This window comes from Sphingomonas dokdonensis (genome assembly GCF_002197685.1).
Lineage (GTDB): Bacteria > Pseudomonadota > Alphaproteobacteria > Sphingomonadales > Sphingomonadaceae > Sphingomonas > Sphingomonas dokdonensis.
Genome location: NZ_NBBI01000003.1, coordinates 94,831 through 120,091, shown reverse-complemented (window position 1 = coordinate 120,091; position 25,261 = coordinate 94,831). Strand labels below are relative to the sequence as shown.

General features: G+C 67.9%; 31 protein-coding genes. 15 read left to right on the top strand and 16 right to left on the bottom strand.

What is annotated here, in order from left to right:
- The first annotated feature begins 65 nt into the window (after window positions 1-65).
- The 4 genes from SPDO_RS09025 to pnp all read left to right on the top strand — a co-directional run bounded on the left by SPDO_RS09025 (window position 66) and on the right by pnp (window position 4,450).
- Window positions 66-752 carry a site-2 protease family protein gene (locus SPDO_RS09025; protein ID WP_245829343.1) on the top strand — a complete coding sequence of 229 codons (687 nt, stop codon included), beginning with the start codon at window positions 66-68 and terminating at the stop codon, window positions 750-752.
- On the top strand, window positions 749-1,642 hold the full coding sequence (truB, locus tag SPDO_RS09020) for a tRNA pseudouridine(55) synthase TruB (RefSeq protein WP_245829341.1): 894 nt from the start codon (window positions 749-751) through the stop codon (window positions 1,640-1,642). The genes SPDO_RS09025 and truB overlap by 4 nt, the downstream gene beginning before the upstream one ends.
- Window positions 1,643-1,662: 20 nt before the next feature.
- Window positions 1,663-1,932: a 30S ribosomal protein S15 gene (gene rpsO / locus SPDO_RS09015; protein WP_046409695.1), complete on the top strand. Its 270-nt coding sequence runs from the start codon at window positions 1,663-1,665 to the stop codon at window positions 1,930-1,932.
- A 157-nt stretch (window positions 1,933-2,089) separates the two neighbouring features.
- Window positions 2,090-4,450, top strand: a complete 2,361-nt coding sequence (gene pnp, locus SPDO_RS09010; RefSeq protein ID WP_088367164.1) for a polyribonucleotide nucleotidyltransferase — start codon at window positions 2,090-2,092, stop codon at window positions 4,448-4,450.
- A gap of 442 nt (window positions 4,451-4,892) precedes the next feature.
- Here the strand turns inward: pnp and SPDO_RS09005 are convergent, their stop codons facing one another.
- Window positions 4,893-5,546, bottom strand: coding sequence for a phasin family protein (locus tag SPDO_RS09005; RefSeq protein WP_088367163.1), 654 nt, complete (start codon window positions 5,544-5,546; stop codon window positions 4,893-4,895).
- A gap of 96 nt (window positions 5,547-5,642) precedes the next feature.
- On the bottom strand, window positions 5,643-7,361 hold the full coding sequence (locus tag SPDO_RS09000) for a PHA/PHB synthase family protein (protein ID WP_088367162.1): 1,719 nt from the start codon (window positions 7,359-7,361) through the stop codon (window positions 5,643-5,645).
- Between the two features lie 169 nt (window positions 7,362-7,530).
- Between SPDO_RS09000 and SPDO_RS08995 the strand changes: the two genes are divergently transcribed.
- The 5 genes from SPDO_RS08995 to thiD are packed head-to-tail and all read left to right on the top strand — an operon-like array spanning window position 7,531 to window position 11,547.
- Window positions 7,531-8,739, top strand: coding sequence for an LL-diaminopimelate aminotransferase (locus SPDO_RS08995; protein ID WP_088367161.1), 1,209 nt, complete (start codon window positions 7,531-7,533; stop codon window positions 8,737-8,739).
- 36 nt (window positions 8,740-8,775) lie between these two features.
- On the top strand, window positions 8,776-9,552 hold the full coding sequence (locus SPDO_RS08990) for a sulfite exporter TauE/SafE family protein (protein ID WP_211280055.1): 777 nt from the start codon (window positions 8,776-8,778) through the stop codon (window positions 9,550-9,552).
- Window positions 9,553-9,582: 30 nt separating this feature from the next.
- Complete coding sequence (locus SPDO_RS08985; RefSeq protein ID WP_245829339.1) at window positions 9,583-10,029, top strand: acyl-CoA thioesterase; 447 nt, start codon at window positions 9,583-9,585, stop codon at window positions 10,027-10,029.
- A gap of 10 nt (window positions 10,030-10,039) precedes the next feature.
- Window positions 10,040-10,264: a DUF1272 domain-containing protein gene (locus tag SPDO_RS08980; protein ID WP_088367159.1), complete on the top strand. Its 225-nt coding sequence runs from the start codon at window positions 10,040-10,042 to the stop codon at window positions 10,262-10,264.
- 44 nt (window positions 10,265-10,308) lie between these two features.
- Window positions 10,309-11,547 carry a bifunctional hydroxymethylpyrimidine kinase/phosphomethylpyrimidine kinase gene (gene thiD / locus SPDO_RS08975; RefSeq protein WP_245829337.1) on the top strand — a complete coding sequence of 413 codons (1,239 nt, stop codon included), beginning with the start codon at window positions 10,309-10,311 and terminating at the stop codon, window positions 11,545-11,547.
- Between the two features lie 6 nt (window positions 11,548-11,553).
- Here the strand turns inward: thiD and SPDO_RS08970 are convergent, their stop codons facing one another.
- The 5 genes from SPDO_RS08970 to rpmF all read right to left on the bottom strand — a co-directional run bounded on the left by SPDO_RS08970 (window position 11,554) and on the right by rpmF (window position 14,574).
- The gene (locus tag SPDO_RS08970; protein ID WP_088367158.1) at window positions 11,554-11,934 is read right to left on the bottom strand and encodes a MerR family transcriptional regulator; all 381 of its coding nucleotides are present in this window, start codon (window positions 11,932-11,934) and stop codon (window positions 11,554-11,556) included.
- Window positions 11,931-12,233 (bottom strand): integration host factor subunit alpha, encoded by a 303-nt coding sequence (locus SPDO_RS08965; protein WP_088367157.1) that lies wholly within the window; start codon window positions 12,231-12,233, stop codon window positions 11,931-11,933. Before SPDO_RS08965 ends, SPDO_RS08970 begins: the two co-directional genes overlap by 4 nt.
- A gap of 85 nt (window positions 12,234-12,318) precedes the next feature.
- Window positions 12,319-13,287 (bottom strand): beta-ketoacyl-ACP synthase III, encoded by a 969-nt coding sequence (locus tag SPDO_RS08960; RefSeq protein ID WP_088367156.1) that lies wholly within the window; start codon window positions 13,285-13,287, stop codon window positions 12,319-12,321.
- Window positions 13,284-14,315, bottom strand: coding sequence for a phosphate acyltransferase PlsX (gene plsX / locus SPDO_RS08955; RefSeq protein WP_088367155.1), 1,032 nt, complete (start codon window positions 14,313-14,315; stop codon window positions 13,284-13,286). The genes SPDO_RS08960 and plsX overlap by 4 nt, the downstream gene beginning before the upstream one ends.
- Before the next feature lie 79 nt (window positions 14,316-14,394).
- Entirely contained in the window at window positions 14,395-14,574 is a 180-nt protein-coding gene (gene rpmF / locus SPDO_RS08950; protein ID WP_088333810.1) for a 50S ribosomal protein L32, read from the bottom strand.
- Window positions 14,575-14,765: 191 nt separating this feature from the next.
- Here rpmF and SPDO_RS08945 point away from each other — a divergent pair, with 191 nt between their 5' ends.
- On the top strand, window positions 14,766-15,209 hold the full coding sequence (locus tag SPDO_RS08945; RefSeq protein ID WP_088367154.1) for an MAPEG family protein: 444 nt from the start codon (window positions 14,766-14,768) through the stop codon (window positions 15,207-15,209).
- Between the two features lie 91 nt (window positions 15,210-15,300).
- Here the strand turns inward: SPDO_RS08945 and SPDO_RS08940 are convergent, their stop codons facing one another.
- The 4 genes from SPDO_RS08940 to hisG form a co-directional block, all read right to left on the bottom strand.
- Window positions 15,301-15,477, bottom strand: a complete 177-nt coding sequence (locus SPDO_RS08940; RefSeq protein ID WP_088367153.1) for a DUF4169 family protein — start codon at window positions 15,475-15,477, stop codon at window positions 15,301-15,303.
- Between the two features lies 1 nt (window position 15,478).
- Window positions 15,479-15,934, bottom strand: a complete 456-nt coding sequence (gene nusB / locus SPDO_RS08935; RefSeq protein ID WP_088367152.1) for a transcription antitermination factor NusB — start codon at window positions 15,932-15,934, stop codon at window positions 15,479-15,481.
- Between the two features lie 241 nt (window positions 15,935-16,175).
- Window positions 16,176-17,465, bottom strand: a complete 1,290-nt coding sequence (gene hisD / locus SPDO_RS08930; protein WP_088367151.1) for a histidinol dehydrogenase — start codon at window positions 17,463-17,465, stop codon at window positions 16,176-16,178.
- Window positions 17,462-18,127, bottom strand: coding sequence for an ATP phosphoribosyltransferase (gene hisG / locus SPDO_RS08925; RefSeq protein ID WP_088367150.1), 666 nt, complete (start codon window positions 18,125-18,127; stop codon window positions 17,462-17,464). Before hisG ends, hisD begins: the two co-directional genes overlap by 4 nt.
- 46 nt (window positions 18,128-18,173) lie before the next feature.
- On the opposite strand from hisG, the gene SPDO_RS08920 reads away from it, so the two are divergent.
- On the top strand, window positions 18,174-19,274 hold the full coding sequence (locus tag SPDO_RS08920; RefSeq protein ID WP_088367149.1) for a DUF2332 domain-containing protein: 1,101 nt from the start codon (window positions 18,174-18,176) through the stop codon (window positions 19,272-19,274).
- Window positions 19,275-19,352: 78 nt separating this feature from the next.
- Here SPDO_RS08920 and SPDO_RS08915 read toward each other — a convergent pair whose 3' ends face one another.
- Genes SPDO_RS08915 through SPDO_RS08905 form a run of 3 tightly spaced genes read right to left on the bottom strand, consistent with a single transcriptional unit; the run spans window position 19,353 to window position 21,002 of the window.
- Window positions 19,353-20,255: a pirin family protein gene (locus tag SPDO_RS08915; RefSeq protein WP_088367148.1), complete on the bottom strand. Its 903-nt coding sequence runs from the start codon at window positions 20,253-20,255 to the stop codon at window positions 19,353-19,355.
- Complete coding sequence (locus tag SPDO_RS08910) at window positions 20,245-20,715, bottom strand: NUDIX hydrolase (RefSeq protein WP_088367147.1); 471 nt, start codon at window positions 20,713-20,715, stop codon at window positions 20,245-20,247. Before SPDO_RS08910 ends, SPDO_RS08915 begins: the two co-directional genes overlap by 11 nt.
- Window positions 20,712-21,002 (bottom strand): BolA family protein, encoded by a 291-nt coding sequence (locus SPDO_RS08905; protein ID WP_088367146.1) that lies wholly within the window; start codon window positions 21,000-21,002, stop codon window positions 20,712-20,714. Before SPDO_RS08905 ends, SPDO_RS08910 begins: the two co-directional genes overlap by 4 nt.
- Before the next feature lie 28 nt (window positions 21,003-21,030).
- Between SPDO_RS08905 and SPDO_RS08900 the strand changes: the two genes are divergently transcribed.
- The 3 genes from SPDO_RS08900 (at window position 21,031) to SPDO_RS08890 (ending at window position 22,380) form a co-directional block, all read left to right on the top strand.
- Complete coding sequence (locus SPDO_RS08900) at window positions 21,031-21,630, top strand: J domain-containing protein (RefSeq protein WP_088367145.1); 600 nt, start codon at window positions 21,031-21,033, stop codon at window positions 21,628-21,630.
- Between the two features lie 98 nt (window positions 21,631-21,728).
- Window positions 21,729-22,067, top strand: coding sequence for an ATP-dependent Clp protease adapter ClpS (gene clpS / locus SPDO_RS08895; RefSeq protein ID WP_088367464.1), 339 nt, complete (start codon window positions 21,729-21,731; stop codon window positions 22,065-22,067).
- Window positions 22,068-22,086: 19 nt separating this feature from the next.
- Window positions 22,087-22,380 carry a hypothetical protein gene (locus SPDO_RS08890; RefSeq protein WP_088367144.1) on the top strand — a complete coding sequence of 98 codons (294 nt, stop codon included), beginning with the start codon at window positions 22,087-22,089 and terminating at the stop codon, window positions 22,378-22,380.
- 159 nt (window positions 22,381-22,539) lie between these two features.
- Here SPDO_RS08890 and pyrC read toward each other — a convergent pair whose 3' ends face one another.
- Window positions 22,540-23,577: a dihydroorotase gene (gene pyrC, locus SPDO_RS08885; RefSeq protein ID WP_088367143.1), complete on the bottom strand. Its 1,038-nt coding sequence runs from the start codon at window positions 23,575-23,577 to the stop codon at window positions 22,540-22,542.
- Between the two features lie 50 nt (window positions 23,578-23,627).
- On the opposite strand from pyrC, the gene ygfZ reads away from it, so the two are divergent.
- Window positions 23,628-24,338 carry a CAF17-like 4Fe-4S cluster assembly/insertion protein YgfZ gene (gene ygfZ, locus SPDO_RS08880; protein WP_088367142.1) on the top strand — a complete coding sequence of 237 codons (711 nt, stop codon included), beginning with the start codon at window positions 23,628-23,630 and terminating at the stop codon, window positions 24,336-24,338.
- A gap of 43 nt (window positions 24,339-24,381) precedes the next feature.
- Here the strand turns inward: ygfZ and SPDO_RS08875 are convergent, their stop codons facing one another.
- Entirely contained in the window at window positions 24,382-25,203 is an 822-nt protein-coding gene (locus SPDO_RS08875; RefSeq protein ID WP_169716251.1) for an LD-carboxypeptidase, read from the bottom strand.
- Window positions 25,204-25,261 lie beyond the last annotated feature (58 nt).

Sequence of the window (25,261 nt, the reverse complement as noted above, 5' to 3'; positions counted from 1 at the left end):
CATGACGGTAGGTATCGCCACAGCCGCTGGCGCTACCCCGTTCGTCCCCCTATCTCGCCGGCATCATGACACCCGACAATCCCATCTACGCCGCGGCGGTGTGGATCATTCCGCTGATCATCGCGATCGTGTTTCACGAGGTAGCGCATGGCCTGATGGCGCGCGCCTTGGGCGATCCCACCGCGGCGCAGCTCAACCGTCTGTCGTTCAATCCGTTCCGCCATGTCGATCCGATCGGCACGGTCGTGCTGCCGCTCGGGCTTGCGCTTGCCAAGGCGCCGGTGTTCGGCTGGGCGAAGCCGGTGCCGGTCGACCATCGCCGGCTGCGCAATCCGCGCTGGGGCATGGTGGCGGTGGCGCTCGCCGGGCCGGGGATGAACTTCGCGCTGGCGGCGGTGGCGGCGATCGCCATTGGCGTCACCTTCGGCCAGATGGAGGCGCCGCCGCAGGGTGTCGCGGGGTTCGTGCTGGCGAACCTCGTCAACTTCCTGCTGATCAACATCTTCCTTGCCGTCTTCAACCTCCTGCCGATCCCGCCGTTCGATGGCGGGCATGTAGTGCAGGGGATCCTGCCGCGACCGTTGGCGGCGCAATGGGCGAAGCTTGCGCGGTTCGGCTTTCCGCTGATCATCATCCTGTTGGTGGTGGTGCCAATGATCTGGCCGAGCGCCAGCATCGTCGCGCAACTGGTCGGGCCGCCGGCCGATTGGCTTGTGCGCCAGTATCTCGCCTTAGCGCAGGTGTTTGCGTGAACGGCTGGCTGATCCTCGACAAGCCGCTGGGGCTTGGGTCGACGCAGGGGGTGAGCGCGGTGAAGCGGGCGCTGCGCGACGGCGGCTATGGCAAGGCCAAGATCGGCCATGGCGGCACGCTGGACCCGCTGGCGTCGGGCGTGCTGCCGATCGCGCTGGGCGAGGCGACCAAGCTCGCCGGGCGGATGCTCGACAGCGACAAGGTGTATGATTTTACCATCCGCTTCGGCGAGCAGACCGATACGCTGGACGCAGAGGGCAAGGTGATCGCGACCAGTGATGTGCGCCCGACACACGACGCGCTGGCGGCGGTGCTGGCGGACTTTACCGGACCGATCGAACAGATGCCGCCGGCCTTTTCCGCGCTGAAGGTCGACGGGCAGCGCGCCTATGATCTGGCGCGCGCGGGCGAGGAAGTGGTTCTCAAGACGCGTGCGGTGACCGTGTTTTCGCTGGATGTAAACGCTGCGGCTGAGGCGGGCGCGCTGGAGGAGGCGACGCTGACCGCGCATGTCTCCAAGGGCACCTATATCCGTTCCCTCGCGCGCGACATTGCGCTCGCCCTTGGAACGGTGGGCCATGTCACCTATCTCAGGCGTACCAAGGCAGGTCCGTTCGACCTGTCCCAAGCGATATCGCTGGACAAATTGGGCGAAGCCGCTAAGGCGCGCACCCTTGAACACCTACTCCTGCCGTTGAGGGCGGGGCTGGACGACATCCCGGCTCTATCCCTCACTCCCGACCAGGCAGGGGCGCTCCGCCAGGGGCGCGTTCTGGCCGGGACCGCTGCCGACGATGGCCAGTATTTCGCCTGCCTGCACGATGTGCCGGTGGCGCTGATCGAGGTCCAGGCCCGCGAGGGTCGTGTCGTCCGCGGCTTCAACCTGTAGAAGATGTCGAAGGAAAACACATGTCGATCACTGCGGAACGCCGCCAGGAACTCATCAAGGATCACGCCCGCGCCGAAGGCGACACCGGTTCGCCGGAAGTCCAGGTCGCGATCCTGACCGAGCGGATCCGGAACCTGACCGAGCATTTCAAGGGCCACGCCAAGGACAACCATTCGCGTCGCGGCCTGCTGATGATGGTCAACAAGCGTCGTTCGCTTCTCGACTATCTCCGCAAGAAGGACGGGGATCGCTACCTCGCCCTCATCGCGAAGCTCGGTCTTCGCAAGTAATGACGGAAGGGCGCCCTTGCGGCGCCCTTCTCGCATATGCGCTTCGCGTGTGACGCGAGCGTGCAACGCCGCAGGGCAATAAGGCCCGATCGGCACGAGCCAAGACTGGCTCAAGCAGGCCCCGGCTGCATAGGGCGGCCGGAGTGAAGGAAACGAAATGTTCGACAAGAAAACGGTAAGCATCGAGTGGGGCGGCAAGACCCTGACGCTCGAGACGGGCAAGGTTGCCCGCCAGGCCGACGGCGCGGTCATCGCGACGCTCGGCGAAACGGTGGTGCTGTGCGCCGTCACTGCGGCCAAGACGGTGAAGGAAGGGCAGGATTTCTTCCCGCTCACCGTGCACTATCAGGAAAAGTTCTCCGCCGCCGGTCGTATCCCGGGTGGCTTCTTCAAGCGTGAGCGCGGTGCGACCGAAAAGGAGACGCTGGTTTCGCGTCTGATCGATCGCCCGATCCGCCCGCTGTTCCCCGAAGGCTTCTACAACGAGATCAACGCCATCGCTCAGGTGCTGAGCTATGACGGCGAGAACGAGCCCGACATCCTGGCGATGGTCGCCGCGTCGGCCGCGCTGACGATTTCGGGCGTGCCCTTCATGGGCCCGATCGGCGCCGCGCGCGTCGGCTATGTCGACGGCGAGTACGTGCTGAACCCGACCGACAAGCAGGTCGAAGAGGGGCAGCTCGACCTGGTCGTCGCCGCCACCTACGACGCGGTGATGATGGTCGAATCCGAAGCGCAGGAGCTGTCGGAAGAGATCATGCTGGGCGCCGTGCTGTTCGCGCACGATGCCTGCCGTGAGGTCGTCAAGGCGATCGTGAAGCTCGCCGAGCAGGCCGCCAAGGAGCCTTGGGAGCTGGCGCAGGTCGACGACAAGTCGGCGACCATGAAGAAGCTCGACAAGGCGATCGGCAAGGACATTGCCGCCGCCTACAAGCTGACCGACAAGCAGCAGCGCCAGAACGCGCTGAACGAGGCGCGCGCCAAGGCCCGCGAAGCGTTCGCAGACCTGAAGGAAAGCGACCCCGCCCAGTATCTCGGCACGCTGAAGCTGGTGAAGAAGCTGGAGGCGAACATCGTCCGTCAGGCGATCCTGAAGGACGGCAAGCGCATCGACGGCCGCACCACCACGCAGATCCGCCCGATCGAGGCGGAAACGCACTTCCTGCCGCGTGCGCATGGCTCGGCGCTGTTCACGCGCGGCGAGACGCAGACGATCGCGACCGCGACGCTCGGCACCCGCGATGCGGAGCAGATGATCGACGGTCTGAACGGCCTGTCGTACCAGCACTTCATGCTGCACTATAACTTCCCGCCCTATTCGGTCGGTGAAGTGGGCCGCTTCGGCGCGCCGGGCCGCCGCGAGGTTGGCCATGGCAAGCTGGCGTGGCGTGCGCTGCACCCGGTGCTGCCGACCAAGGAAGACTTCCCCTACACGATCCGCCTGACCAGCGACATCACCGAGTCCAACGGCTCGTCGTCGATGGCGTCGGTGTGCGGCGGTTCGCTGGCGCTGATGGATGCCGGCGTGCCGATCAAGCGTCCGGTCTCCGGCATCGCCATGGGCCTGATCCTGGAAGGCAAGGATTTCGCGATCCTGTCCGACATCCTGGGTGACGAGGATCACCTGGGCGACATGGACTTCAAGGTGGCCGGCACGTCCGAGGGCATCACCACGATGCAGATGGACATCAAGATCGCCGGCATCACCCGCGAGATCTTCGAGGCCGCGCTGCACCAGGCCAAGGAAGGCCGGGCGCACATCCTGGGCGAGATGAACAAGGCGCTGGGCGAGACCCGCACCGAGCTCAGCGCGCACGCACCGCGCATCGAGACGATGCAGGTCGACAAGTCCAAGATCCGCGACATCATCGGCACCGGCGGCAAGGTGATCCGCGAGATCGTCGCCACCACCGGTGCGAAGGTCGACATCGACGACGAGGGCGTGGTGAAGATCAGCTCGTCGGATCACAGCCAGATCGAAGCCGCGATCAACTGGATCAAGGGCATCGTCGAAGAGGCCGAGGTCGGCAAGATCTACACCGGCAAGGTCGTCAACATCGTCGACTTCGGCGCGTTCGTGAATTTCATGGGTGGCAAGGACGGCCTCGTCCACGTCTCCGAAATGAAGAACGAGCGCGTCGAGAAGCCGGGCGACGTCGTGTCCGAAGGCCAGGAAGTGAAGGTCAAGGTTCTCGAGATCGATCCGCGCGGCAAGGTGCGCCTGTCGATGCGCGTCGTCGACCAGGAGACCGGCGCCGAGCTGGAGGACACCCGTCCGCCGCGCGAACCGCGTGAGCGTGGCGAGCGTGGTGACCGCGGTCCGCGTCGCGATGGCGGCGGCGACCGTGGCGGCCGTGGTGGTGATCGCGGCGGCGACCGTGGCGGCGATCGCGGCCCGCGCCGTGACCGTGGCCCGCGCCGCGAGCGTTCGGAAGGCGGCAACGGCGGTGGCAACGATGACGGCCCCGCGCCCGAGTTCGCCCCGGCGTTCCTGACGAACGACCGCGACCGCGACTAAGCGGCTCGCCTTCGGGTGACATGAAAAGGGCCCCGGCAGCGATGCCGGGGCCCTTTTTGCTGTGTGTGGGGGCGAACGGGGAGGGTGGCGATTTGAGCGTCTCGCACGCCGTTCGTGCTGAGCTTGTCGAGACACGTGCCTCAAACGCTAGTGCTCGTGACACGCCCTTCGACAGGCTCAGGGTGAACGGGAGAGGGCGAGGCGCGGTCCTGCTCCGGTCACGCAAGCGTGCCCACCGTTGGTGCTGAGCTTGTCGAGGCACGGGCCCGCAGGCGCCAGCGCTCGCGACACACTCAGGGCGAACGGAATGTGGATATGGCTGGGTCCCAAACGCACGTCACCCCGGGCCTGAGCCGGGATCCCGCTATCTCTCCACCGTCGCGGCGGAAAGCGGGAGCCCGATCAGGTCCGGGGTGACGAAATACCCGAAAGGAAAGGGCGCTTAGGCGGCGACCTTTACCTTCTCTACCGCGATGGCGACACGGTTCGAGATCGGCTGCGCGATCTCGCCGGCGAGCTTCAGCGCGGACTCGGTCGAGCGCGAGCTCTGCGCCACGAAGGCGTCGAACGAGGAGCGCGCGAAGTCGCTCTGCAGCTGGAACAGCTCGGTCGGCGACTTGATCGCCGCCATCGAGCGGAACATGCCGGTCGCGCTCTCATACGAGCTCTTCATGTAGCTCGCCGCATCCTGGCCCATCTGCTCGAAGCCGCGCGCCGCGATCTTCGACGATTCGACGATCGCCTCGACGTTGCCCTTGCCGAAAGCGTTCATGTCCTCAAACGCCTTGGCGCTCTTTTCCATCTGCGCCTTGGCGCGCTCGCTCGCCTCGGCGAACATCGTCTTGGTCGTGGTGGTGGTCGACTGGATCGTCTCGTCCATGCTGGTTTCCTTCGCGCTGCGGTCCGCCGGTTCGGCGGCAGGTTCAACGGTGGCGGACTCTTGCGATACGATCGTGGCCGCCTTGGCCGTGGGTGCCGGTTTGTTCTTGCGAGCCGGCGCCTTCAGCACCGGCGGCACGGGGCTGGGCCCGTCCGCACCCGCCAGTTCGTCGGCGATCGCGGCAAGGCTCGTCGTCGGTTCCGATGTAACGGACATACGCACGTCTCCCTATGCTGCGTTGCAAAATAGAGAGTCTAACCTGCATTCGCAAGCCACTTTTGTGCAGCGCAACAAATCGTCGCAGTTGTTACTTCATCGCTCGCGCACGTAGCGGCCCGGTGCATCCTCGATCGCCGGCAGCGATCCGCCGCCGGGCACCCGCGCGCCCTCAACCGGCACCGTCTCGGCGCCGTGATCGCGCAGCCAGCCGAGCCAATAGGGCCACCAGCTCCCCTTGGTCTCCGTGGCGCCGGCGACGAATGCGTCGAGCGTGTCGGCTGGCGCGTCGTTGGTCCAATATTGGTATTTGCCCGCCGCCGGCGGGTTCACCACGCCGGCGATATGCCCCGACCCGGCCAACACGAAGCGTATCGGCCCCTGGAAGTGGCGGGTGATCTCCCACACGCTGTCGGCCGGGGCGATGTGGTCTTCGCGCCCCGCCTGGACGAAGGTGGGGGTCTTTACCGCGGTCAGGTCGAGCGGGGTGCCGTTGATCGACAGCGCGCCGGGCGTGACCAGGCGATTGTCGCGATACAGGTCGGTCAGATAGCTGCGGTGCCACGTCGCGGGCAGGTTGGTGGTGTCACCATTCCAATGCAGCAGGTCGAACGGCGCATAATCACGCCCGAGCAGGTAATTGTTGGTGACGTAATTCCAGATCAGGTCGCGCCCGCGCAGCAGGTTGAACGTCGCCGCCATGTAGCGCCCGTCGAGATAGCCGTCGGGCGACAGGGTGGCGAGGAACTGGAGCTGCTCCTCGCTGATGAAGTGCGTGAGGTCGCCCGCGCGCGCGAAATCGACCTGCGCGGTGAAGAAGGTCGCGCTGGCGATCGCGTCGGCCTCCCCCGTGGCGGCGAGCAGCGCCAGCGTCGCGGCCAGGGTGGTGCCCGCCACGCAATAGCCGATCGTATGTACCGAGGGCACGTCGAGCAGCGCGCGCACCACCGCCACCGCATCGATCTGCGCCGCGACGTAATCGTCCCAGGCGATGTCCTTCATGCTCGCGTCGGCCGATTTCCAGGAGACCACGAATACGCTGATCCCCTGTTCCAGGCACCAGCGGATGAAGCTCTTCTCGGGTGTCAGGTCGAGGATGTAGAAGCGGTTGATCCACGGCGGAAAGATGATGAGCGGGGTGGCGAGCACCTCCGCGGTCGTCGGGGTGTAGTGGATCAGCTCGTACAAGGGCGTGCGGTGAATCACCTTGCCCGGCGTGGTCGCCAGGTTGCGCCCGATCTCGAAGGCGTCGGCAGGGGTGTGCGTCAGCTGTCCGCGCCCGATGTCGGCGAGCATGTGCTGCATGCCCTTCAGCAGATTCTCGCCGCGCGTCTCCAGCGTCTTTTCGATCACCTCGGGGTTGGTGAGGGGGAAGTTGGTCGGGCTCATCGCGTCCACGAAGCCGCGGGTGGCGAAGCGCAATTGCGCGCGCTGCTTGTCGTCCAGCCCCTCGATCTGGTCGACGCCGCGCAGCATCTGCTCCGCCATCGTTTCGTAGGACTGGCGGATCCAGGCGAACAGCGGGTTTTCCGCCCATGCCGCGGCGGCGAACCTCTTGTCCTTCGGTTTGGCGTTTGCCGAAGCGGGAGCGGCGTCGGCGGCGGGGGTCAGAAACTGCTGCCACATCGCCAGCCCCTGCGCCCAGAAATCGCGCACCGGCGCGACCGCCGGATTGTCCGGCACCGCATCCATTGCGGCGATGCCCTGTTCCAGCATCATCTGCTGCGCGCGGCCGATCACCCACGTCCAATGCTGCAGGTCGGCCAGGCTTGGCGGCGTGGCTTGAGGATGGGGTGGCTGGCTCTGGTCGGTCATGCTCTACTCTCTCCAAGGTCGAGCATAGCGGTGCTTGCGCCAAACCACCAACCGGCATGACAGGATGGGCGCGTGCAAAGCCGAGCTATCGACGCGCCATCGTCCCGCCCGCTTCCGCTCCCGCCGCGCAGGGTCTATGCCGTGCCCTCGTCATTCACCCGAGGATGCCATGTCCGACGAATTCTACCGCATGAAGCGCCTGCCCCCTTACGTCATCGCCGAAGTCAACGCGATGCGGGCGGCGGCGCGTGCGGGCGGCGAGGACATCATCGACCTGGGCATGGGCAATCCCGATCTGCCGCCCCCGCCGCACGTCATCGCGAAGCTGGTCGAGGTGGCACAGAAGCCCGACGCGCACGGCTATTCCGCGTCGAAGGGCATCCCCGGCCTGCGCCGCGCGCAGGCGAATTATTATGGCCGCCGCTTCGGCGTCGACGTCGATCCCGAAACGGAAGTCGTCGTGACGATGGGGTCGAAGGAGGGGCTGGCCAGCCTCGCCACCGCGATCACCGCGCCGGGTGACGTGATCCTGGCGCCCAACCCCAGCTATCCGATCCACACATTCGGCTTCATCATCGCCGGCGCGACGATCCGCGCGGTGCCGACGACGCCCGACGAACGCTATTTCGAGAGCCTTGAGCGCGCGATGGCGTTCACCGTGCCGCGGCCGAGCATCCTCGTCGTCAACTATCCGTCCAATCCGACGGCGGAGGCGGTGGACCTTGCTTTCTACGAGCGGCTGGTCGCCTGGGCGCGCGAGAACAAGGTGTGGATCATCTCCGACCTTGCCTATTCGGAGCTGTATTACGACGGCAATCCGACGCCCTCGATCATGCAGGTGAAGGGCGCCAAGGACGTGGCGATCGAATTCACCTCGCTGTCGAAGACCTATTCGATGGCGGGCTGGCGGATCGGCTTCGCGGTCGGCAACAAGACGCTGATCGCCGCCATGACGCGGGTGAAGTCGTACCTCGATTACGGCGCCTTTACCCCGATCCAGGCGGCCGCCTGCGCCGCGCTCAACGGCCCGCAGGACATCGTGGAGCAGAACCGCAAGCTCTATCACAAGCGTCGCGACGTGATGGTGGAAAGCTTCGCGCGCGCCGGCTGGGAGATCCCCAGCCCGAAGGCGAGCATGTTCGCCTGGGCGCCGCTGCCGCCCGCGCTGGCGCATCTCGGCAGTCTGGAATTTTCCAAGCAATTGCTCACCCACGCCAAGGTCGCGGTGGCGCCGGGCGTCGGCTACGGCGAGAACGGCGAGGGCTTCGTGCGCATCGCCATGGTCGAGAACGAACAGCGGCTGCGCCAGGCGGCGCGCAACGTGAAGAAATATCTCGCCAGCATGGGGGTCAACGTGCCCGCGCGGAACGCCGGTTGAGCCAGGGCGCGCGCCGCCGGGCGGGGAACATCCATGATCGCCTATAACCCGCTGTATTCGCTTGCCGGGTTGCTGGTGGGCATGCTCGTGGGACTGACGGGGGTGGGCGGCGGATCGCTGATGACGCCGCTGCTGGTGCTGGCGTTCGGCTTCCATCCGGCGACGGCGGTCGGCACCGACCTGATCTATGCCTCCGCCACCAAGACGGTGGGTAGCGCGGTGCATGGCCTGCGCGGCACGGTGGACTGGCAGATCGTGCGGCGGCTGGCGGCCGGTAGCCTGCCCGCGGCGGCGCTGACGCTGCTGCTGCTCAGCCAGAGCGTGGAGCGTGGCAAGGATAGCGGCGCTACCATCGCGATGGTGCTGGGACTCGCGCTGGTCGCGACCGCGCTGGCGACCTTCTTTCGCGCGCGGATCGTGGCGGCGATCGGCCCGGCGTTCAGCCGCATGTCGCCCGGCACGCTTCGGCTGCTGACGGTGGCGCTGGGCGTGATGCTGGGCGTGCTGGTGTCGCTGACATCGGTCGGCGCCGGCGCGCTGGGCATGACGGCGCTGCTGCTCTTGTACCCCAGTGCTCCGGTCAGTCGTCTGGTGGGATCGGACATCGCGCATGCCGTGCCGCTGACGCTGATCGCCGGCATCGGACATTGGTGGCTGGGATCGGTGGATGGCATGCTGCTCTTGTCGCTGCTGGCGGGATCGGTGCCGGGCATCGTCATCGGCAGTCTCATCGCCTCCCGCGTGACCGACCGCGTGCTGACGCCGATCCTCGCGGCGACGCTGGCGGTGGTGGGGATCAAGCTGATCCTCTAGGGGCGTGGCCCCACGATGCAGGACCACAATATGATGCCCCGCCCCGGCTTTGCCTTTTCCACCGCGTTCAAGGTCCGTTATGCGGAGATCGACGGCCAGCGCGTCGTCTTCAACTCGCGCTATCTGGAATATGCCGATGTCGCGGTGACCGAGTTCTGGGAATGGACGGGCATTGCCGACGCGCTGGGCGATACGTGGCGCGAGATGGAGTTTCACGTCCGCCGCGCCAATGTCGATTACCTGAAGCCGCTGATGCTGGGCGATATGGTGGAGTGTTCGGTGCGGATCGAGCGGATCGGTGGCTCGAGCCTCACCAAACGCTTCGAGATCGCCAACCAGCAGGGCGAATTGTGCAACGTAATCGAGCTGGTGAGCGTCAACGTCCACCTGCCGACCGGCCGCCCCGTGCCGATCGAGGGCGACGTGCGCGCGTTCCTGGAGGCGCTGATGGTGGCGCAGCCCGATCGCGTGGCGTAAGGGCGCCGCCATGCTTGAGATGCGCCCCGATTGCGAACGCTGCGGCACCGACCTGCCGGCCGACGAGGGCGGCGCGTTCATCTGCTCGTTCGAGTGCACCTTTTGCGCCGATTGCGCCGATGCGATGGACGAGCGCTGCCCCAATTGCGGCGGCGAGTTGCTCGATCGGCCCGCACGGGTCGGCGCGGCGCTGGCGAAGAACCCGGCCTCGACCACGCGCTACTTTCGCGGCTGAGCCGCGCGCTTGCGGGCGGCGGCGGGGACGGGCATGCCGCGGGTGTGCCTGACCCTCTGACCTCCACAGCCGCAAACGCCGCGCGCACCAGCCGCATCCTGATCGTTGCCGGCTCCGATTCGGGCGGCGGGGCGGGCATCCAGGCCGATATCCGCACCGTCACGATGCTGGGCGGCCATGCCATGACGGCGGTTACCGCGCTGACGGCGCAGAATACGCTGGGCGTGCAGGCGGTGCATCCGGTGCCGGCCGAGATGGTGGTGGCGCAGATGCGCTCCTGCCTCGACGACCTCGGTGTCGATGCGGTGAAGATCGGCATGATCGGATCGGCGGACACGGCCGATGCGGTGGCTGACGTGCTGGAGCCGCTCGGCCGCGCGGGGATGCCGATCGTGTTCGATCCCGTGATGATCGCCACCTCGGGATCGGTGCTGGCCGATCCGGCGACGATTGCGGCGTTCGGGCGGCTGATGCGGGTGGCGACGCTGATCACGCCGAATGCGCCCGAACTGGCCGCGCTGACCGGGCGAGCCGTTGGTACGCAGCATGAGGCTTTGGCGGCGGGTCGGGACCTGGCGCGCGATACGGGTGCGGCGGTGCTGGCAAAGGGTGGGCATCTGGCAGCGGATGATGACGACGCAGCCGGCAGCGATCAGGTCGCGGACACGCTTATCCTGCCGGACGGCAACGATACCGCATGGGCGGACCCGCGCATCGAGACGCAGCACACGCATGGCACCGGCTGCACGGTGGCGAGCGCGGTGGCGGAGGGGCTGGGGCGTGGGTTGCCGCTGGCGGCGGCGATCGCCCGCGCGCGGCGCTTCGTGCGGGTGGCGCTGCGCGAGGCGCCGGGACTGGGCGCGGGGCATGGCCCGATGGGGCACCATCGCGTGCGGCTGGACTGCGATCTGGGCGGCGCGACGCCCAATCAGGTGACGCTGCCGGCGCGGGATCATGCGGCGAGTGTCGCCTTTTACCGGGCGCTTGGCCTCTCCATGATCGTGGAAAGCGGCGGTCGCTATGCGCGGTTCGAAAGCGCCGGCGGGACGACGCTGTCGGTCGAGGCGGCGGATGAGATTGGCGGCCGGCCGGTGATCTTTCTTGAGGTCGCCGATCTCGACGCGGCAGTCTCGGCGGCGCGGGAACACGGTATTCAGGTGGGTGAGGCGCAGGACCAGCCCTGGGGGTGGCGCGAGGCGCGGCTGGCGGACCCGGCGGGCAACCAGCTGTGCCTCTACGTTGCCGGGGAGAACCGCCGCTTTCCGCCGTGGCGGATCGGCTAGGTCAGGTCAGGCCGCGTCGAGCGCGCGCTGCAGGCGGTCGCGGATCGCGCGCAGTGCCGCCGGATCATAGGTCGGCGACGGCGCGGGCGTGGTCGATGCGTCCGGGACGACCGGTGGGAGCAAGGCTTTGTCGCCGCGCGTTTCCGCCGCGAGCAGCTTCTGCACGCCCTTTACCGTGTAACCCTCGGTATTCAGCAGGCGCTGGATGCGCTCGACCAGCGCGACGTCGGCGGGGCGATAATAGCGCCGGTTGCCGGCGCGCGTGACCGGGCGCAGTTCGGGAAAGCGCGTTTCCCAATAGCGCAGCACGTGGGGGGCGACGCCGGTTGCGGACGCCACCTCCCCAATGGTGCGAAAGGCACCTTCGGACTTTTCGCTACCGCTCACGCGCCTGCATTGACGATGCGATCGCGCATCATCTGACTGGCGCGGAAGGTGAGCACCCGGCGCGGCGCGATCGGCACCTCGACGCCGGTTTTCGGGTTGCGGCCAACGCGCTCGCCCTTGTCGCGCAGGACAAAGGTGCCAAAGCCGGAGATCTTCACATTCTCGCCGCGGGCGAGCGCGCCGCACAAAGATTCGAGGATCTGCTCGACCAGCCGCGCAGAGTCGGCGCGCGACAACCCCACCTGACGGTGCAGGGACTCGGCCAGATCGGCCCTGGTCAACGTGCCAACATCACTCATATGTCAAAAACTCCCCGCCGCTTATTGCGTCAGGTTATCAGGAACGGGTGCGAATCGGAAGCTGCATGTCGCCACTCGCCGCGTTTCAGAACCGGACGACGGCGGCGCCCCAGGTGAAACCGCCGCCCATCGCCTCCAGCACGACGATCTGGCCTTCCTGCACGCGGCCGTCGCGCACCGCGGCATCGAGCGCGAGCGGCACCGAGGCGGCGGAGGTGTTGGCGTGCTGGTCGACGGTCATCACGACCTTTGCGGCCGGTAGCCCGAGCTTGCGCGCGGTGGCGTCAAGGATGCGGGCATTGGCCTGATGCGGCACGACCCAATCGACCTGGTCCGAGGTGAGGCCGGCAACCACCAGCGATTCCTCCATTACGGCGGCCAGATTGACCACGGCATGGCGGAACACCTCGCGGCCCCTCATGCGCAGCTTGCCAACCGTGCCGGTGGTGGACGGACCGCCATCGACATAGAGCAATTCGTTGTGCCGCCCATCGGCGTGAAGACGCGTCGCGAGGATGCCGCGGCCGTCCGCCTCCGCGCTTTCCTGCGCCTCGAGCACGATCGCGCCGGCACCGTCGCCGAACAGGACGCAGGTGGTGCGATCCTCCCAATCGAGGATGCGGCTGAACGTCTCGGCGCCGATCACAAGCGCGCGGCGATGGGCGCCGGCGCGCAACATGCTGTCGGCGACCTGCACGGCATAGAGGAAGCCGGAGCAGACGGCGGCGACGTCGAATGCGACGCAATCGTCGATGCCCAGCATCGCCTGCACCTTGGTGGCGCTGGACGGAAAGGTCTGGTCCGGCGTCGCCGTTGCCAGGACGATCAGGTCGATGTCCTGAGCCAGCACGCCAGCCTTCGCCAGCGCGGCGGAGGCGGCGTCGCGGGCGAGCGTGGCGGTGGTCTCTTCGGGGCCGGCAATGTGGCGGAAGCGGATGCCGGTACGCTCGACGATCCACTCATCGGTGGTGTCGACCATGTCGGCCATTTCGGCGTTCGACACGCGGCGTGCCGGCAGCGCCGATCCGGTGCCGGTGATGACGCTGCGAATCATGCCGCCTGCCTCTCGAAATGCTTGAGATCCTCGGCAATGCGGCGCGCCAGATCGGCCTGCACCATCTTGGCCGCCACGCCGATCGCGGTCGCGACGCCGACCTCGTTGGCGCTGCCGTGGCTTTTCAGCACCAGCCCGTTCAGGCCGAGGAAGACGGCGCCGTTGTGATTGTTGGGATCAAGATGATCGCGCAGCAGCTGCGTCGCGGGGCGCGAGATCAGGAAGCCGATCTTGGAGCGGACCGAACTGGTGAAGGCGCGCTTCAGCAGGTCGGCAACGAAGCGCGCGGTGCCCTCTGCGGTCTTGAGCGCGATGTTGCCCGAAAAGCCGTCGCAGACGATCACGTCATGCTCGCCGCGCGACAGGCGATCGCCCTCGACGAAGCCGGTAAAGGTCATCGGCAGGTGATCGGCGCTGCGCAGCGCGGCGGCGGCGTCGCGGATTTCCTCCGTGCCCTTCTGATCCTCGCTGCCGATGTTGAGCAGCGCGACGCGGGGGCTGGCGAGGTCCATGGTCACACGAGCATAGGCCGCGCCCATGACCGCGAACTGAACGAGGTTCTTGGCCTCGACCTCGGTATTGGCGCCGAGATCGAGCACGCACACGTCGTTGTCGCCCAGCGTCGGCAGCAGGGCGGCAAGCGCGGGCCGATCGATCCCGGGCATGGTGCGCAGCGACAGCTTCGCCATCGCCATCAGCGCGCCGGTGTTACCCGACGAGACGGCGGCGCCGGCGCGACCCTGCTTCACGCAATCGATCGCGCGGCCCATCGAGGTCGTCTTGGCACGGCGCAGCGCGGCGCCCGCCTTTTCATCGCCCTTGATGACATCGGGCGCGTGGACGATCTCGGCGTTCTGGCTGAGGTTCGGGTGACGGGTCAGCCCGTCGCGAATCGCCGCTTCGTCACCGACGAGGAGGAACTTCATCCCCTCATATTGGTGACGCGCACGCGCGACGCCCGCGAGCATGACCGCCAGCCCCTCGTCGCCGCCCATCGCATCGACGGCGATCCAGGAACTGTCGGCCATGGCGGGACGATCTCCGTACTCTAGTCAGCGTAACCGGTTCGGCAGCGGGCGCGCAGGCGCGACCACGCTGCAGACGGCGTCAGCCCTCGACCGAGATGACCTCGCGGCCGTTATAATGGCCGCAGGATGTGCACAGATTGTGCGGGCGGCGCAGTTCGCCGCAGTTCGGGCACTCCTGGAACGCCTCAACCGAGAGGGCGTCATGCGCGCGGCGCATGCCACGGCGGGAGGGGGAAGTCTTTCGCTTGGGGACGGCCATCGCGGCACCTTGATCAATATTGTTCTAAACAAATACGATTGGCCCGACGACGATCGGCGCAGACCGGTGTCACCGGCCGCGCCGGGCAGCCGGGCGCATCGCGAAGACCCGCGCCTATAGCGGATCGCGCGGCCGTTGCAAGCCGCGCGGCGGGCTGGCACGCTTTCACGCAGCAAAAAGGGGAGGAAAAGATGGTCTTGCCGGTAACGCTTGTCATTGCCGCGGCCTGTGCGGTGATCAACATCTGGCTTGCGCTGCGCCTGGTGCGCGGGCGCGTTCGTGGAAAGGTGATGGTGGGCGACGGCGGCGATCCTGCGATGCTGTCGGGCATGCGCGCGCACGCCAATTTCGGCGAATATGCGCCGATCGTGCTGATTCTGATGGCGCTGATCGAGCTGGCGCGCGGGCCGCTGGTGGCCTTGTGGATCATCGGCGCGGTGTTCGTGGTGGCGCGAATCGCGCATCCGCTCGGCATGGGGCGGTCGGCACCCAATGGCTTTCGCGCCGGCGGTGCGGTGGCAACGTGGATCATCACGCTGATCCTGGCAGGCTGGGCGCTGGCGATCGTGGTCGGGATGGACGGCGGCGGCGGGGCGGTGACGCTGACGCCGGTGGTGCCGGTCGGGCGGGGCTGAGTCGCCGATCAGTCTGCCTGATCTGCCATGCCATTGCAGGCTGGGGGTGACGTCAGCGATTGTCAGGCGTTGCGGGGTGTGACGGAACGGATCAGTCGTCCAGTTTCGCCCCGTCCAGCGCCTTGTCGTGCCGAGCCTTTTCGGCCTGTTCCGCGGCGCGCTCGGCCTTGGTGCGGCCGAAGGCGGCGCGATTCGCCGCCGCGGTGTTGGCGGCATCAACCCGCGCCTTGGCCTTTCGAGCGCGGCGCAGGTTGATCACCTCACCCATGTCAGGCGCGCACCTCGCGTGCGATCGCGTCGAGCAGGCCGTTGACGAAGCCGGCCTCGCGCCGCTCGTAGAAAGCGTGGGCGACATCGACATATTCGCTGATCACCGCCCCCTTGGGCACGTCGACGCGCGAGAGCAGCTCGTAGGTGCCCGCGCGCAGGATCGCCTTCATCGGCTTGTCGAGGCGATCGAGCGACCAGCCGCTGGCGAGCTTCGCCGCGATCAGTTTGTCGATCTCGCCCATGCGGGCATGGGTGCCGGTGACGAGATCGTCGAAAAACGCGACGTCGGCCTCGGCATATTCGGCGTCCTCAATCGTGGCGCCGATGCGGTGATTGTGAAATTCGTGGAGCAGCGCCGGCATCGCGGTGCCTTCCATCTCATGCTGATAAAGCGCCTGGGTGGCGGCGAGGCGCGCGGCGGCGCGGGCCTTGGTACGAGCAGCGGTACGGGACATGGCGGCGGCCCTTACGCTCCTGCGCGCGAATCGACCAGTCCTTCGGTGCGTGGGTGCAAGGAGGCTTGGCTCGCGAGCGCGCTGGTAGGCGCTACCCACTCGCGTCATCCCGGCGTTGGGCCGGCATTCAACGCTCCATACGGGCCTGCACCTCAAGCGTCAGCATGTGCGGCATCATGGATCCCGGCGCGGGGCCGGGATGACGAGTCGAGTGAGTGCCGGTCTTTCCGCCCCTGCGACGTTACCGCTTGAGGCGCAGCGCCACCGATTGCGCGTGCGCGGGCAGCCCTTCCGCCTCGGCCAGTGCGACCGTTGCCGGGCCAAGCTTTTTCAGCGAGGCGGCGTCGAGTTGCAGGAAGCTGGTGCGCTTCATGAAGTCCGTGACGCCAAGCCCGCTAGCAAAGCGCGCGCGGCGGCCGGTGGGGAGGACGTGATTCGGCCCGGCGACGTAATCGCCGATCGCCTCGGGCGTGTGGCGGCCGAGAAAGGCGGAGCCGGCGTGGCGCAGCAGGTCGAACAACGGCTGGGGGTCGTCCACCGCGATCTCGACATGCTCGGGCGCGAGCGCGTCGACCAGCGGCATCGCCTCGGCAAGATCGCGCACGATCACGATCGCGCCGCTGCGCTCCCACGCGATCCGCGCGGTTTCGCCGGTCGCGAGGTCACCTAGCTGCCGCTCGACCGCCGCGACGACCGCATCGGCGAAGTCGGGCGAATCGGTGAACAGGATCGATTGGGTGGTGACGTCATGCTCGGCCTGGCTCAGCAGGTCGGCGGCGATCCACTCGGGATCGTTTGCGCCGTCGGCGACGACCACGATCTCGCTCGGGCCGGCGACCATGTCGATACCGACAACGCCATAGACCTGGCGCTTGGCCTCCGCGACCCAGGCATTGCCCGGGCCGGTCACGACATCGACGCGGTTGATCCGCTCGGTACCCCAGGCGAGCGCCGCGATCGCCTGCGCGCCGCCGACGCGCCAAACCTCGTCGGCCCCGGCGAGGTGGGCGGCGGCGAGGACGAGCGGGTTGATGTCGCCCTTCGGCGTCGGGGTGACGACCACCAGCCGCTCGACCCCGGCGACCTTGGCGGGGATGGCGTTCATCAGCAGCGTGGACGGGTAGGCCGCGCGGCCACCGGGCACGTAGATGCCGGCCGCGTCCACCGGCCGCCATCGGGCGCCGAGCCGCACGCCGGCATCGTCGGTGAAGGCGGTGTCCGCGGGGCGCTGCTTCTCGTGATAGGCGCGGATGCGCGTCGCCGCGAGTTCCAGCGCGTCGCGCAGAAAGGGATCGAGCGCGTCGAACGCCGCGGCGCAATCCGCCAGCGGGATCGACCAGCCGCTCTCGTCCAGATCGTGGCCGTCGAGCTTCTGCGTGAACGCCTTCAACGCGGCATCGCCCTCGTCGCGCACGCTGCGCAGGATGGTCGACACGTCGCGCGTCACGTCGGCATCCGATTCGCGGCGCGCGTCGACCAGTGCGGCGAAGTCGTGCGCGAAGGACGCGTCGGCGGTGGACAGCCGGATCATGCCGCCTGCGCCTCGCTCACGGCGCGGCGGAATGCCTCCACCAGTGGCACCACCAGTCCGGCGCGCATCTTCATCGCCGCGCGATTGACGATCAGGCGCGAGGAGACCTCCACGATCGTCTCGACCTCGACAAGGCCGTTTTCCTTCAGCGTGCGGCCGGAGGAGACGAGATCGACGATGCGCGGGGCGAGGCCCAGCATCGGGGCGAGCTCCATCGCGCCGTTCAGCTTGATGCATTCCGCCTGCACGCCGCGGCTGGCGAAATGCTGTGCGGTGAGATGCGGATATTTGGTGGCGACGCGCACGTGGCTCCAGCCGCGCGGATCGTCGGTTTCGGCCAGTTCCTTCGGTTCGGCGACCGACAGGCGGCAATAGCCGATGTTGAGGTCCACCGGCGCGTACAGCTCGGGGTAGGCGAATTCGCCGAGCACGTCCGAGCCGACGATGCCGAGCTGTGCCGCGCCATGCGCCACGAAAGTCGCGACATCGAACGCGCGCACGCGGATCAGCGCGATGGCCGGATCCTGCGTGGCGAAGCGTAGCGCGCGGCTGTCCTCATCGAAGAACGCCGACTCGGGCACGACCCCGGCGGCGGCGAGCAGCGGCTGCACCTCGGCGAGGATCCGCCCCTTGGGCACGGCGATGACGAGCGGTTCGGCCATGGCGGCGGGCTTTACGCACCGGCCCTAACGGGCGCAACACGCACCGATGGGCACCGAGGCAGCAAATCGCGAGTCGTTTCACATCCAGGCGGCCTATTGCGAGGCGATGGCGGCGCCGATCACCGCGCGCGTCTGTGTCGCGCTTGGCACCGCGCTGGATCGGGAGAGCGCCACCGGCCGGCGGGTGCTCGACTGGCCGGGCGAGCCGGTGGCGGATGCGCTAGTGCTGCGACTGGTCGGCGGGCTGCATGCGCTCCACCGCCGCGGGGTCGATCCGGCGCTGGACCGGGTGTTTACCGGGGCGGTGACCGGGCCGGGGGAGGTTGAGGCGATCTTGCGCGATGCTGTCCACACGCATGACGCGGCGTTGCTGCCGTGGCTGGGTGGGCCGCCGCAGACGAACGAGGCGGGGCGATCGGCCGGACTCATGACCGGGCTGCTCCATGTCGCTGCGCGCTTCGGGCCGGACATGGAGCTGCTGGAAATCGGCTCGAGCGCGGGGCTGAACCTGCTGATCGACCGCTATGCGTTCGACCTTGGTGGTATCCGGCGCGGTCCGGACGACGCACCCGTTCTGATCGCGCCCGAATGGCGCGGGCCGCCGCCGCCCGACGCGCCGATCGCGATCCGTTCCGTGCAGGGCGTGGACATCGCGCCGGTCGACGTGACCGATCCGGCCGAGGCCGAGCGGCTGGCCGGCTACGTCTGGGTGGATGCGGCCGAGCGCTTGGAGCGGATCGAGCGCGGGATCGCGATGATCCGGCAATATGGTGTGTCGCTGGTGCAGGGAGATGCGGCCGATTGGGTGGAGGCGAAACTGGCCGAGCCGCAGAACGCCGGCACCACCCGCGTGCTGATGCATTCGGTCGTGTGGCAATATCTGCCGCCCGCCGCGCAGACTCGTATCCGCGACGCGATGGCGGCGGCAGGCGCGCGGGCGACGCCCGAACGGCGGCTTGCGTGGGTGATGATGGAGCCCAATCGCGATCTCCACCGGCACGAGGTGCGCGTGCAGACATGGCCGGGCGAAACGCCGATGGAGCTGGTGGCGCTCACCCATGCGCATGGCGCCTGGGTCGAGGCGCTGGCGCCGCCCTATGAAACGCGCGATTATGTGATGCGGCGTGGGCCGTATGAGCGGGATTAGCGCGCCTTGCGCCAACGCGAGCGGTCTAGGTGCGGCACGGTGGATGCCGGGACAGGCCCGGCATGACCGGGGGTGGCGTCAGGGATAGCTGACGGTCTTGGGCTGGCCGGGGATCGGGATCCATTCGATCTCGTCGCCGGGCACCACCGGGAATTCGCGTGCCATCCACGCGCGCTTCGCCTCCTGGATGCGCTCGCGCGAGGAGCTGACGAAATTCCACCACACGTGCCGCGGCGTGGCAAAGGCGTCGCCGCCCGCCAGCATCGCGCGCGCGCCGCCGGTGGAGCGCAGCGTCGCGGCGATGCCGGGGCGCAGCACGTACAGCCGCTGCGGCTCCAGCGGCACGCCCTCCAGCGTCGCGTCGCCCTCCACCAGATAGATGGCGCGCTCGTCCGCATCGGCGTCGATCGGCACGCTGGTGTTCGTCGCCAGCACGATGTCGGCGTAGATCGTGCCGGCATAGGTGGTGGTGGGGGCGCTGCGGCCCCACAGGCTGCCCATGATGACGCGCGCGGTGATGCCGCCGTCGGTGATCACCGGCAGGTCGCCCGCCGCGACATGCTCGAACGCCGGGTCGATCTCCTCGCGCCCGTCGGGCAGCGCGAGCCACGTCTGGATGCCTGACAGCGGCGGCCCGTCGGGGCGGACCTCGGCCGGCGAGCGCTCCGAATGGACGATGCCGTGGCCCGCCGTCATCAGGTTCACCGCGCCGGGGCGGATGACGATCTCGGTCCCGAGCGAATCGCGGTGGCCGAGCGCGCCGTCGAACAGATAGGTGACGGTGGACAGGTTGATGTGCGGGTGCGGGCGCACGTCGATGCCCTCGCCGGGCGGCAGATGCGCCGGGCCCATCTGGTCGAAGAACAGGAATGGGCCGACCATGGTGCGTTCGCGGTGCGGCAGGGTGCGGTGCACCTTGAACCCGCCGATGTCGTGCGTGGCGGGAAGCAGCGTTAGTTCGATCAGATCCTCACGCGTCATGGTCGGTCGCCTCCAGCATGGTGAGCAGGTCGTCGGGATAGATGGGTTCGGGCCAGTCGGCGATCTCGTCGCGGCGGAACCAGCGCCATTGCGTCATCACGCGCCGCTCGAGCTCGGTATGGCCGGCGGGATCGATGTCGCCCGCGTCGACGTCGACGCGGAACCAGCGTTCGTCCGCCGTCACCTCGATGCGCTCGATGGTGAGGAAATCGACGTGGCGTTGCGCCACCTCCAGCCCCGGATCCGCACGGATGCCGGCTTCCTCGAACAATTCGCGCCGCGCCGCTGCGGCATAGCTCTCGCCCGGATCGAGCGCGCCGCCCGGCGTGCACCAGAAGGGTGCGCGATCGTCGCCCGGCGTGAAGCGGAACAGCAGCACCTCGCGGGCGCGGTTCACCAGCAGGATGCGCGCCGCCGGCCGTGCGGCGCGCGCGATCCGGGCGGCGGGCGCGACGCTCATCGCGGCTCGCCGGGCGCCAGCGTCTTCATCGCCAAGGCATGGACGTGATCGCGCAGCAGCTCGGCGAGCGCGCCGTTGACCAGCCGCTGCCGCGCGACGCGGTTGAGCCCTGAAAAGGCGGCGCTTTCCACCACCACGCGGAAGTGCGATTCGCCCGACCCGTCGTCGCCGGCATGGCCGCGGTGCAGCCCGCTTTCGTTGATGACTTCGAGGTGCGTCGGATCGAGTGCGTCGGTGAGGCGAGCGGTGATGGCCTGCTCGACGGGGCCGGTGGAAGGCGTGGTCATCGCGCCTATATAGTCCGTTTTTGCAGGGATGTTTTCGATTTTGGCGAAGGACCGGCCGAACGCGCGTTTTCATGGGAGGATCGAGGGCGACCGGCCGTGCGAGGCACCCGGTTGCGATGCGGCGGGCGAGTTTCGCGCGCCGCCGCTGGAGGGGCCGGGCGGTGATGGCCCGGGCCGCTACCGCTGGTTCTGCCTCGACCATGTGCGCGCGTTCAATTCGAGCTACAATTTCTTCGATGGCATGACGGCGGAGGAGATCAACCGCGCACAGCGGCCGATGGCGGGGTGGGAGCGCGAGACGCGCGCCTTTGCGCGGGCCGGCGCGGGCGATCAGGGGCCGCGCTGGGCCGACTTTTCCGATCCGCTCGATGCGATCGGCGCGCGCTATCGCCGCGAGGTCGCGCCCGAGCGGAGCGACGGCAAACCCCTGTCGGGGCAGGACCGCGCGAGCCTGAAGGTGCTGGGCCTGGCGCCTGATGCGGACCGTGCGGGGCTGCGCCGGCGCTACAGCGAATTGGTGCGCAAATATCATCCCGATCGCAACGGCGGGGATCGCAGCCATGAGGCGATGTTGCAAAAGGTGATTGCCGCCTATCAGCAATTGCGGCAGGCGCCGGCCTTCGCCTGAGCGGGCCGCGCAACCAGGCGGCTGCATGCTCGGGCCTTGCCCTGACCGGGCGCGATGCCATATTTCAGGCGGTGACAATGATCAGCAATCAGATCGACATGGCGGAACGACGCGATGATGGCGGCCGCGAGGACGGTGGCGGCACCGGCGTTGGCGTGGCGACTCGCACCCGCGCCAAGGTCAAGGAGCCGACCCCCTATCGCGTGCTGATGCTCAACGACGATTACACCCCGATGGAATTCGTGGTGCTGTGCCTGCAACGCTTTTTCCGCATGACGGCGGAAGAAGCGACGCGGGTGATGCTCCATGTGCACCAGAAGGGCGTCGGCGTGTGCGGGGTGTTCAGCTACGAAGTGGCGGAAACCAAGGTGGGGCAGGTGATGGATTTCGCCCGCGCCAATCAGCACCCGCTGCAATGCACGCTGGAAAAGGCCTGATCGCCCCCGGGCGGCCGTTATGATCGCCTTTGCCCTGTCGCTCGCGGTGGCGACCCCCGCCTTGCCCGAACGTGACGCTTGGTACGCCTGCCTGGAGGATTTCACGCAAGTGGCGATGGCGAGCAGCGGCACGCCGGCGACCATCGCGCTCCAGACCAACGAAGCCTGCGCCGCCGAGCGCAAGGCATTCCAGGTGGCGCTGTTCCGATCGCGCACGGTGCAGGGCGACGCCGCGGCGTTGACGGCGCGCTTCGCCGCCGAGGATCGATCGGCCTACGAATATGTGATCGCGCTGGTCGGTCGCCTGCGCTGAGGCGGGCGACCAATGCCTGCGACGTCATCCCGGACTTGATCCGGGATTCATGGTGCCGCGAACGCTGAGGCTGGAGGCACTAGCGGCAGCGCCCGCGGACGGTTGGACCCCGGATCAAGTCCGGGATGACGGCAGAATCGAGGCGAATGTTTCGCTCCCTCAGTCCACCATGCGCCAGCCGATCGTCTCGCCGGCGTGGAACGGCACCACCGACAGCGCATCGTCGCCGATCCGGTCGGGCACGCGAATCTCCACCCGCTCCAGCGTTACCGTGCCCTCGTTCAGTGGCAGGCCGTAGAAGCGCGCGCCGTTTTCGCTGGTGAACGCTTCGAAATGCTGAAGCGCGCCGTCTTCGTCGAACGCGCGCAGGTAGCTTTCTAGCGCGAAGGGCGCGTTGAAGATGCCGGCGCAGCCGCACGAGGATTCCTTGGCCTCGACGACATGCGGCGCGCTGTCGGTGCCGAGGAAGAATTTGGGCGAGCCCGAGACGGCCGCCTTGCGCACGGCGAGGCGATGCGTCTCGCGCTTGGCGACCGGCAGGCAATAGGCATGCGGGCGGATGCCGCCGTCGAAGATCGCGTTGCGATTGATCAGGAGGTGCTGCGGCGTGATCGTCGCGGCGACATTGGCGGGCGCCTCGGCGACATATTGCGCCGCCTCGGCGGTGGTGATGTGCTCGAGCACGATCTTGAGCGCGGGGAAATCGCTGACCAGCCGGCGCAGGATGCGATCAATGAACACCGCTTCGCGATCGAAGATGTCGATCGACTTGTCGGTCACCTCACCGTGGATCAGCAGGGGCATGCCGATCGCCTGCATCCGCTCCAGCACGGGGGCGAGCGCAAAGATGTCGGTCACGCCTTGCGCGGAATTGGTAGTGGCGTGCGCGGGATAGAGCTTGCACGCGGTGAACACGCCCTCTTCATGCGCCGCGGCGATCGCGTCGGCATCGGCCTGATCGGTGAGGTAGCAGGTCATCAGCGGGGTGAAGCCCGCGTCGTTCGGCAAAGCGGCAAGGATGCGATCGCGATAGGCGCGCGCGGCCTCCGCCGTCGTCACCGGCGGCGTCAGGTTCGGCATGATGATCGCGCGGGCGAACTGGCGCGCGGTGTGACGCGCGATCAACGCCAGCATCGCGCCATCGCGCAGGTGGACGTGCCAGTCGTCGGGGCGGCGGATCGTGATGCGGTCGGTCATGCAGGTCCTGCCATGCTTGGAATGCGCGCGCGACGCCCTAGCTTGTCGGCATGACCGACGCCACCACTCTAGCCGACCGCGCCCTTGTTCGTCTTTCGGGGGAGGACGTTCGCGGCTTTCTGCAAGGGCTAGTGACGAATGACGTCACCGGGCCGTTGCCGGTGTGGGCGGCGTTGCTGTCGCCGCAGGGCAAGGCGCTGTTCGACTTCATCATCTGGGCGGACGGCGACGACCTGCTGCTCGATTGCGAGGCGGAACAGGCCAATCTGCTGGCGAAGCGGCTGACGCTCTATCGCCTCCGTCGCCCGATCACGATCGCGCGCGACGATGCGCTGGCGGTGCATTGGTCGCGCGAGGGCGAGGCGGGCGTGCCCGATCCGCGGCTGCCCGAACTCGGTCGGCGGTGGATTGCCTTGGCGGGCGCGGGCGCGGAAGGCTGGGTCGCGCATCGGCTGTCGCTGGGCGTCACCGAGGGCGTGGCGGAGCTCGGCAATGCGGAAACGCTGTGGCTGGAGTGCAATGCGCGCGAGCTGAACGGCGTCAGCTTTGGCAAGGGCTGCTACGTCGGGCAGGAGAATACGGCGCGGATGAATTATCGCTCCAAGGTCAATCGCCGGCTGGTGGTCGCGCCGCTCGGCGAAGCGGGGCCGCGCACGCGCGCGACCTATCCCGAGCTCGGCCTGATGGTGGAGCATCGCCGCGTCGAGGACCTGGGCGATGCGCTGATGCCGACGTGGCTGGCTGCGGCCGTCGCAGGGTAAGGACACGTCCGTCACGGCCTTCGCGCGGCCGACGTACCCATGGTCACACCATCCCGAACGGCACCACATGGTTTGTCTGCGTATGGCCGATCTCCGCATTGCCGAGGAACGGCACGCCCATGTCGCGGCACCAGCGCTCCATCATCGCCGGCAGCGGGATGTTCCAGCCGGGCGTGTTTTCCTTCACCCCCGTCACCGCGCCCAGCCGCACCCCAGCGATGCCGCGCAGCTGCGGCGCGTTGGCCATGGTGAACAGCAGCCGGTCGATATTGTACATCGGCTCGGACACTTCCTCGATCAGCAGCTCGTGATCGGTAAGGTCGGGCAGCCACGGCGTACCGATCAGCGATCCGAGGATGGCAAGGTTGAATGCCGCGGCGGGGCGCTTGCCGAGGCCCGGCTCCAGCCCCTGCCGCTCGCCGCGCGCGATCCAGCCGAGCGAGCGCGCCACCGTGGCATCGCCGCCGCCCGAGCTGCGCAGGATGTCGGTCGGCATCGGGCCGTGCGCCACGCGCCCGATGCGACGGGCGTAGAGCGCGCCCAGCATGAAGCCCATGTCGGAATAGCCGACATATTTCTTGCGTCGCGCCGCGTCATTCAATTGCGGCATGATAAGCTCAAGGATGCGGTTCGAGCCATAACCGCCGCGCGCGAACCACACCGCCTCGAACGCAGGATCGTTGGCGATCTCCAGGAACGCCGCCGCGCGACGGGCGTCCGGCCCGGCAAAATGGCCGTCGCTTTCCCAGCATTGCGGGTGAAAGACGAGGTCGACCTCCGGATAGGCGAGCGCGGCATAGGCGGTCATCGGGGCCACCATCTGCGGGTTGGCCGTGTTCGCCGGCGCGACGATCCCGATCTTCATAAGGGCCCGATCTTCATCCGTGTCGCCGCCTTCGCCTTGCCCGTTGCTGCGCGCGGCG

What these genes read in the sequence shown, in the direction of transcription:
- SPDO_RS08960 (WP_088367156.1), bottom strand. Translation starts at nt 13,287, where the DNA reads ATGATTCGCAGCGTCATCACCGGCACCGGATCGGCGCTGCCGGCACGC.
- hisG (WP_088367150.1), bottom strand. Translation starts at nt 18,127, where the DNA reads ATGGCCGAACCGCTCGTCATCGCCGTGCCCAAGGGGCGGATCCTCGCC.
- SPDO_RS08940 (WP_088367153.1), bottom strand. Translation starts at nt 15,477, where the DNA reads ATGGGTGAGGTGATCAACCTGCGCCGCGCTCGAAAGGCCAAGGCGCGG.
- rpmF (WP_088333810.1), bottom strand. Translation starts at nt 14,574, where the DNA reads ATGGCCGTCCCCAAGCGAAAGACTTCCCCCTCCCGCCGTGGCATGCGC.
- SPDO_RS08890 (WP_088367144.1), top strand. Translation starts at nt 22,087, where the DNA reads ATGATCGCCTTTGCCCTGTCGCTCGCGGTGGCGACCCCCGCCTTGCCC.
- ygfZ (WP_088367142.1), top strand. Translation starts at nt 23,628, where the DNA reads ATGACCGACGCCACCACTCTAGCCGACCGCGCCCTTGTTCGTCTTTCG.
- clpS (WP_088367464.1), top strand. Translation starts at nt 21,729, where the DNA reads ATGGCGGAACGACGCGATGATGGCGGCCGCGAGGACGGTGGCGGCACC.
- SPDO_RS09005 (WP_088367163.1), bottom strand. Translation starts at nt 5,546, where the DNA reads ATGTCCGTTACATCGGAACCGACGACGAGCCTTGCCGCGATCGCCGAC.
- pyrC (WP_088367143.1), bottom strand. Translation starts at nt 23,577, where the DNA reads ATGACCGACCGCATCACGATCCGCCGCCCCGACGACTGGCACGTCCAC.
- rpsO (WP_046409695.1), top strand. Translation starts at nt 1,663, where the DNA reads ATGTCGATCACTGCGGAACGCCGCCAGGAACTCATCAAGGATCACGCC.
- SPDO_RS08985 (WP_245829339.1), top strand. Translation starts at nt 9,583, where the DNA reads ATGATGCCCCGCCCCGGCTTTGCCTTTTCCACCGCGTTCAAGGTCCGT.
- SPDO_RS08995 (WP_088367161.1), top strand. Translation starts at nt 7,531, where the DNA reads ATGTCCGACGAATTCTACCGCATGAAGCGCCTGCCCCCTTACGTCATC.
- SPDO_RS08905 (WP_088367146.1), bottom strand. Translation starts at nt 21,002, where the DNA reads ATGACCACGCCTTCCACCGGCCCCGTCGAGCAGGCCATCACCGCTCGC.
- hisD (WP_088367151.1), bottom strand. Translation starts at nt 17,465, where the DNA reads ATGATCCGGCTGTCCACCGCCGACGCGTCCTTCGCGCACGACTTCGCC.
- SPDO_RS08965 (WP_088367157.1), bottom strand. Translation starts at nt 12,233, where the DNA reads ATGAGTGATGTTGGCACGTTGACCAGGGCCGATCTGGCCGAGTCCCTG.
- SPDO_RS08875 (WP_169716251.1), bottom strand. Translation starts at nt 25,203, where the DNA reads ATGAAGATCGGGATCGTCGCGCCGGCGAACACGGCCAACCCGCAGATG.
- SPDO_RS08920 (WP_088367149.1), top strand. Translation starts at nt 18,174, where the DNA reads ATGGGCACCGAGGCAGCAAATCGCGAGTCGTTTCACATCCAGGCGGCC.
- SPDO_RS08900 (WP_088367145.1), top strand. Translation starts at nt 21,031, where the DNA reads ATGTTTTCGATTTTGGCGAAGGACCGGCCGAACGCGCGTTTTCATGGG.
- SPDO_RS09025 (WP_245829343.1), top strand. Translation starts at nt 66, where the DNA reads ATGACACCCGACAATCCCATCTACGCCGCGGCGGTGTGGATCATTCCG.
- SPDO_RS08945 (WP_088367154.1), top strand. Translation starts at nt 14,766, where the DNA reads ATGGTCTTGCCGGTAACGCTTGTCATTGCCGCGGCCTGTGCGGTGATC.
- SPDO_RS08980 (WP_088367159.1), top strand. Translation starts at nt 10,040, where the DNA reads ATGCTTGAGATGCGCCCCGATTGCGAACGCTGCGGCACCGACCTGCCG.
- nusB (WP_088367152.1), bottom strand. Translation starts at nt 15,934, where the DNA reads ATGTCCCGTACCGCTGCTCGTACCAAGGCCCGCGCCGCCGCGCGCCTC.
- SPDO_RS08915 (WP_088367148.1), bottom strand. Translation starts at nt 20,255, where the DNA reads ATGACGCGTGAGGATCTGATCGAACTAACGCTGCTTCCCGCCACGCAC.
- SPDO_RS08910 (WP_088367147.1), bottom strand. Translation starts at nt 20,715, where the DNA reads ATGAGCGTCGCGCCCGCCGCCCGGATCGCGCGCGCCGCACGGCCGGCG.
- plsX (WP_088367155.1), bottom strand. Translation starts at nt 14,315, where the DNA reads ATGGCCGACAGTTCCTGGATCGCCGTCGATGCGATGGGCGGCGACGAG.
- pnp (WP_088367164.1), top strand. Translation starts at nt 2,090, where the DNA reads ATGTTCGACAAGAAAACGGTAAGCATCGAGTGGGGCGGCAAGACCCTG.
- SPDO_RS09000 (WP_088367162.1), bottom strand. Translation starts at nt 7,361, where the DNA reads ATGACCGACCAGAGCCAGCCACCCCATCCTCAAGCCACGCCGCCAAGC.